At 32.7% G+C, this 6,461-nt stretch carries 7 protein-coding genes and 1 riboswitch; of the genes, 6 read left to right on the forward strand and 1 reads right to left on the reverse strand.

Annotated elements, in window-relative coordinates; translation table 11 throughout:
* Positions 1 to 49: 49 nt before the first annotated feature.
* Positions 50 to 598 carry a DUF6512 family protein gene (locus ACX6CF_RS25900; RefSeq protein ID WP_458788276.1) on the reverse strand — a complete coding sequence of 183 codons (549 nt, stop codon included), beginning with the start codon at positions 596 to 598 and terminating at the stop codon, positions 50 to 52.
* A gap of 394 nt (positions 599 to 992) precedes the next feature.
* Positions 993 to 1,187: riboswitch (Lysine riboswitch) on the forward strand.
* Positions 1,188 to 1,375: 188 nt separating this feature from the next.
* Between ACX6CF_RS25900 and kal the strand changes: the two genes are divergently transcribed.
* The 6 genes from kal to kamA all read left to right on the forward strand — a co-directional run bounded on the left by kal (position 1,376) and on the right by kamA (position 6,383).
* Positions 1,376 to 1,756 (forward strand): 3-aminobutyryl-CoA ammonia lyase, encoded by a 381-nt coding sequence (gene kal, locus ACX6CF_RS25905; protein ID WP_458788277.1) that lies wholly within the window; start codon positions 1,376 to 1,378, stop codon positions 1,754 to 1,756.
* Positions 1,757 to 1,766: 10 nt separating this feature from the next.
* A complete protein-coding gene (gene kce, locus ACX6CF_RS25910; protein WP_458788278.1) occupies positions 1,767 to 2,585 on the forward strand; it encodes a 3-keto-5-aminohexanoate cleavage enzyme in 819 nt (272 codons plus the stop codon).
* A gap of 53 nt (positions 2,586 to 2,638) precedes the next feature.
* On the forward strand, positions 2,639 to 3,283 hold the full coding sequence (locus ACX6CF_RS25915; protein ID WP_458788279.1) for a CoA transferase subunit A: 645 nt from the start codon (positions 2,639 to 2,641) through the stop codon (positions 3,281 to 3,283).
* A gap of 19 nt (positions 3,284 to 3,302) precedes the next feature.
* On the forward strand, positions 3,303 to 3,962 hold the full coding sequence (locus ACX6CF_RS25920) for a 3-oxoacid CoA-transferase subunit B (RefSeq protein ID WP_458788282.1): 660 nt from the start codon (positions 3,303 to 3,305) through the stop codon (positions 3,960 to 3,962).
* 75 nt (positions 3,963 to 4,037) lie between these two features.
* Positions 4,038 to 5,072 (forward strand): L-erythro-3,5-diaminohexanoate dehydrogenase, encoded by a 1,035-nt coding sequence (gene kdd, locus ACX6CF_RS25925; protein WP_458788280.1) that lies wholly within the window; start codon positions 4,038 to 4,040, stop codon positions 5,070 to 5,072.
* A 27-nt stretch (positions 5,073 to 5,099) separates the two neighbouring features.
* A complete protein-coding gene (gene kamA, locus ACX6CF_RS25930) occupies positions 5,100 to 6,383 on the forward strand; it encodes a lysine 2,3-aminomutase (protein WP_458788281.1) in 1,284 nt (427 codons plus the stop codon).
* The last annotated feature ends 78 nt before the right edge of the window (positions 6,384 to 6,461 follow it).

Here is a 6,461-nt window from a genome sequence, read left to right on the forward strand (position 1 = left end):
AAAATATATTACTAGACAGCTATTTTAATTTTATAGAAATACTCACTATTCAACTCTTGGGAGGTATTCCATAATAACCTGTTGTAGAATCTCTGAAGAAATCACATTGCAAAGGTCTGAAAGTAAATAATGTAATTATTAAAAAAACAAATAGAAAAATATAATAACCAATAAGATTTTTACATTTACTTTTACTGGAATTTGAACGTCGTAATATTAAATAACTTATCAATTGACCTACAAAAGCTCCAACAATATATGTTACTACATGGAGTGCCATTTCACCTTCGCCAAAAATCAATTCGTATAAATATATTAGTAAATAGGTAGTTGCTATAAAAACTAGAGCGGATATAGCTTTAGCAAATACATAATTATTGACATCATACCTTATAAAAAAATATTCAATAATACTTACTAATATAACAGGGTAAAACATTATCTTGATATGTTCCCATTCACTTTCATTAACTGGACTGAATATCCCTATGGCTGTACATTCTGTCCATTCGTATAAGAAGTGAAACAAACTTCCAAGAAGTATTATGGCAACTGCAGATACAATTTCAGCTATAATAACCTTTTTATTCTCATTCATGTAATTCACCACCTTCATATGTATATAGTATATGTCAATTAAGTGAGAATAATAGTTCTGTATTAAAAAAGTTAATAAAATGTATCATTTCATTTTATTATAATTAATGAATCCTAGAAAATTATTTTAAATAATAAAAGTATTATTAGAATAATTGAATAATAAAATAGAAGGTGATAATATAAAAACGTACCCCTAAGTCTTCTAAATATAATTATAATAGTAATATTAAGTATTATAATGTAATAAATCTAATAACGTATTAAAATGACCCCAAGCTAACTATATCATGATATAACTACATGAAATAGAAATATGACAAACACAACTAAATAATGAATTGAATATGATTATTGTATAGATGTGTATATCTATCTATATAAATATTATATAAAACATGAATAGAGGCGCGAAGGAGAGGGTAATCTTTAATTGTTAAGGAGAAGAACCTCCGATATTAAAGAAGAATGGTTCCTTTGCCGAAAGAGTGTGTTGGTTCTTAAACATATTCTTGGTGATGATGTTAATACTTTATCACTGCCATAAGGGATGATTAGATATCCTAGGTTTATGGAGAGCTATTTATGTATTGAAAATAAGATTTCATTACATAAATAGCTTTTAATTAATTAAAAGCATTGAAATCTTATTTTCAGTGCTTTTCTTGTGTTATTGGATTGGATTTAGGGTGGAAAATATGAGGAAAGGGAGTTGATAGAAGGATTTTAGGGTTATTACTTACGAGTACCTTAGATTTTATAGAAAGGAGTTAGGTAGATGAAATCATTAATTAGAGTAAGAATGAGTTGTCATGACGCTCATTATGGGGGAAGTCTAGTAGATGGAGCTAAGATTTTACAACTTTTTGGTGATGTAGCAACAGAATTATTAATTAAAAATGATGGGGATGAAGGATTATTCAAAGCATATGACAATATTGAATTTATGGCTCCGGTATATGCTGGTGATTACATAGAATGTGAAGGACAGATTACTGGTTTTGGAAATACTTCAAGAAAAATGGTATTTGAAGCTAGAAAAGTTATTAGACAAAGACCAGATATCAATGATTCAGCAGCTGAGATCATGGAAGAAGTTGTTGTAGTATGCAAAGCTAGTGGAACATGTGTAGTTCCTAAGGACAAACAAAGAAAGTAGGGAAGTAGATATGGAAAAATTAATAATTACAGCAGCTATTTGCGGAGCAGAAGTTACCAAGGAACATAATCCTACTGTACCTTACACTGTGGATGAAATTGTAAGTGAAGCCGAGAAAGCTTACAAAGCTGGAGCAAGTATCATTCATCTACATGTAAGAGAAGATGATGGAACTCCTACACAAGATAAAAATAGATTCAAAGAATGCATAGATGGTATAAAAGAAAGATGCAAAGATGTAATCATTCAACCATCCACTGGTGGGGCAGTGGGGATGACAAATGAAGAGAGATTACAGCCAATATATCTTGATCCAGAGATGGCAACACTTGATTGTGGAACTTGTAATTTTGGTGGTGACGATATTTTTGTTAACACTGAAAACACAATAATAGAGTTTGCAGAAAAAATCTATGGTCTAGGTATAAAGCCTGAAATAGAGGTTTTTGATAAAGGTATGGTTGATATGGCACTTAGATTATACAAAAAAGGTATTCTAAAAGCACCACTTCATTTTAATTTCGTATTAGGAGTCAATGGTGGAATAGCAGCTACACCTAGAGATTTAGTATATTTAGTGGATAGTATTCCACATGATGCAACTTATACAGTAACTGGTATAGGGCGAAATGAATTCAATATGGCTACAATAAGTATTATTATGGGTGGACACGTCAGAGTAGGTTATGAGGATAATATTTACATGAAAAAAGGTGTGTTAGCGAATTCCAATGGAGAACTTGTTGAAAAAGCAGTGACATTAGCAAAAGAACTTGGAAGAGAGATTGCAACTCCAGATGAAGCAAGAAAAATATTAGGTATAAGTTAAGAGTCAAACAAGGAGAAGGTTCATATAAATAATATTTTAAAAGAGGTGAAAAGGTGAATAAACTAGTTAGCAAAGATGATTTAAAGCCTTTGTTAAAAGATGGTTCAGTCATTATGGTAGGCGGTTTCCTAGGATGTGGTACCCCAGAAAAGATTATTGATTTAATAATTGAAATGGGAATCAAGGATTTGACAATAATTGGTAACGATACTAGTTATGAGGATAAAGGGATAGGTAGGTTAATAGTTAATAGACAGGTTAAAAAAGTAATAACATCACATATTGGGACTAATCCTGTTACTGGAGAATTAATGAATAGTGGCGAACTAGAAGTAGAGTTGTCACCACAAGGAACTCTTATAGAGAGAATAAGAGCAGGTGGATTTGGATTAGGTGGAGTTCTTACTCCTACAGGAGTCGGTACTTTAGTTGAAGAAGGTAAAGAAATTATAAAAGTTAAGGATAAGGATTATTTACTTGAAATGCCTATAAGAGCTGATTTAGCAATTGTCCGAGGAAGTGTTGTTGATAAATTCGGCAATACAATTTATAAAGGAACTACAAGAAACTTTAATCCCATGATAGCTATGGCAGCTGATACTGTTATAGTAGAAGCCGAAGAATTAGTAGAGCCAGGAGATCTGGACAAAGAAAGTATTATAACACCAGGTGTTGTGGTTGACTACATAATTAACTAAGATGGGGGTGGATTTTTTGATAGATAAAAAATTAGGAAAAGAAATAATTGCTAAGAGAGTAGCAAAAGAACTTAAGAGTGGTCAGCTGGTTAATCTGGGTATTGGTCTTCCAACTAAAATAGCCAATTATATTCCAGAGGGTGTAGAAGTAAGCTTTCAGTCGGAAAACGGTATGACAGGTATGGGTAAACTATCTCCAGACGAAAGTGAAAACAAAGATATCATAAACGCTGGTGGAGGATACGTGAGTGCATTACCTGATGGAGCTTTTTTTGATACTAGCTTCTCGTTTGGACTGATAAGAGGAGGACATGTGGATCTCACTGTTCTTGGAGCCCTTGAAGTTGATAAGATGGGTAATCTTGCAAGCTGGATCATACCGGGGAAATTGGTTCCAGGTATGGGCGGAGCTATGGACCTTGTTACAGGTGCCAAGAAAGTAATAATAGCTATGCTTCATACTGCGAAAGGTAAACCGAAGATATTAGATGAGTGTACATTACCTTTAACTGCAAAAGGAGTTATAGACCTTATAGTAACAGAGCTTGGAGTCATGGAAGTAACCGATAAAGGAATAGTGTTAAAAGAAATAAATAAAGATACAACAATAGAAGAAATAAAATCTTTAACATCTTGTGAACTTATTATTGATGATAATTTACAAGTGATGGAAGTGTAATTCAATGTTTTAGTTGATAACTTATAGTAAAAGATTTATATGAAAATATATTATTTTGAAAGGATTGATTAAATTATGAGAGGTTGCAAATACGGAACACATAGAGTTATAGAACCAAAAGGAGTATTACCACAAGCTGCACAAAAAATATCCAATGATATGAAAATATATGATAACGAAATGCTTATTGATATTCAGGCTCTAAACATAGATTCAGCTAGCTTCACTCAAATAAAAAATGTTTGTAATAAAGACCAAGAAAAAATGAAAGCTATGATAATGGAAATCGTTGGTGAAAGAGGTAAAATGCAGAATCCAGTAACTGGTTCTGGTGGTATGCTAATAGGTACAATCAAAGAAATGGGAAGTGAGATAAAAGATAGAGATTTGAAAGTTGGAGATAAAATAGCTTCATTGGTATCACTTACGCTAACTCCACTTAAGATTGATGAAATATTGGATATTAAGATGGATATTGATCGTGTAGAAGTAAAAGGTACTGCTATTTTATTTGAAAGCGGTATATATGCTAAACTTCCAGATGATATGGAAGAAACATTAGCACTTGCAGCACTTGATGTAGCAGGAGCACCAGCTCAAACTAGAAAACTAGTTAAAAAGGATCAAACAGTTCTTGTATTAGGAGCTAATGGAAAATCAGGTTTATTATGCTGTTACGAAGCAAGAAAACAAGTAGGCGAAAATGGTAAAGTAATTGGTATGGTTAGAAGTGAAAGCAAGAGAAAATTCTTGGAAGAAACAGGATTCTGCCATGATATCATCCTTGCTGATGCAACTAATCCTACAAAAGTATTAGAAGAAGTTATGAAAGTAACTGATGGAAAAGAAATTGATGTTGCAATAAATTGCGTTAATATCCCTAATACTGAGATGTCAACAATACTCCCTGTAAAAGAAGGAGGAATAGTATATTTCTTCTCTATGGCTACAAGCTTTACAAAAGCTGCATTGGGAGCAGAAGGTATTGGAAAAGATGTTAACATGATTATCGGAAATGGGTATTCTAAAGATCATGCTAATATTACACTTGAAGATGTTAGAGAAAGTAAAATAATTAGAGATATCTTTGAAAAGATGTATTTAAACTAATTGGAAGGAAATTTTGTGGGGTGTAAAATGAAAAAGAGCAGACGGTATGAATATTATAGTAATGTTAGTGATAGCGATTGGAATGATTGGAAGTGGCAGATAAAAAATAGGATAAGAAATGTGGAAGACCTAAAAAGGTATTTACCACTTAATGAATCAGAAGAAGAAGGAATTAAAAAATGCTTGCAATCACTAAGAATGGCCATTACACCATACTACTTATCTCTTATTGATAAGAATGATGAAAATGACCCTATCAGAAAACAAGCTGTACCTAATAGCTTAGAATTACACACATCAACAGTTGACTTCATTGACCCCCTATCAGAAGATGCACATTCACCTGTGCCCGGGTTGGTTCATCGATATCCTGATAGAGTGTTGTTTTTAGTAACGGATCAATGTTCTATGTACTGTAGGCACTGTACTCGTAGAAGGTTTGCAGGGCATACAGATAAAGAACTCCCAATGAATAGAATAAATAGAGCTATAGAATATATTGCCAATACACCAGTAGTTAGAGACGTATTATTATCAGGAGGGGATGCTCTACTATTATCTGATGATAAATTAGAATCTATTATACAGAGATTAAGAGAAATTCCTCATGTTGAAATAATAAGAATCGGGACTAGAACACCTGTTGTATTGCCTCAAAGAATAACCGATAATCTTGTGGATATGTTGAAAAAATATCATCCTATTTATATTAATACACATTTCAATCATCCTAATGAGATTACTAAAGAGTCAAAAGAGGCTTGTGAAAAACTAGCAAATGCAGGAATTCCTCTTGGTAATCAATCAGTTTTATTGAAGGGTGTAAATGATTGTGTATTTGTAATGAGGAAATTAGTTAATGAGTTAGTAAAAATAAGGGTGAAACCTTATTACTTATATCAATGTGACCTTACAGTTGGAATAGAACATTTTAGGACTTCTGTGGCAAAAGGTATTGAAATAATAGAAGGGCTTCGAGGACATACATCTGGACTATGTGTACCTACTTTTGTTGTTGACGCTCCTGGTGGTGGCGGAAAGATACCAGTAATGCCTAATTACCTTATTTCACAGGGGCATAATAAGATTATTCTAAGAAACTTTGAAGGAGTCATAACTACTTATAAAGAACCAGAGCATTATGAACCTGCATGTAACTGTGAGGTATGCAGACATGAAAAAGAAACTCATATGGTTGGAGTCGCAGAATTGTTATCTAATAGTGAAAAATCATTGATGGAGCCAGAAGGTCTTGAAAGAAAGATGAGAGGGTATGGACACCTTGATGAAATTACTGCAAAGGTTAACTGATTATAACAGCATATCAATTATTGGTATGGATAAAAATGTTGGTAAGACAACTACATTAAATTTCATAATAAATAAGGC

The organism is Vallitalea sediminicola (assembly GCF_054408565.1).

Coding starts and splice junctions, on each gene's coding strand:
- ACX6CF_RS25900 (WP_458788276.1), bottom strand. CDS start 598: ATGAATGAGAATAAAAAGGTTATTATAGCTGAAATTGTATCTGCAGTT.
- kal (WP_458788277.1), top strand. CDS start 1,376: ATGAAATCATTAATTAGAGTAAGAATGAGTTGTCATGACGCTCATTAT.
- kce (WP_458788278.1), top strand. CDS start 1,767: ATGGAAAAATTAATAATTACAGCAGCTATTTGCGGAGCAGAAGTTACC.
- kdd (WP_458788280.1), top strand. CDS start 4,038: ATGAGAGGTTGCAAATACGGAACACATAGAGTTATAGAACCAAAAGGA.
- kamA (WP_458788281.1), top strand. CDS start 5,100: ATGAAAAAGAGCAGACGGTATGAATATTATAGTAATGTTAGTGATAGC.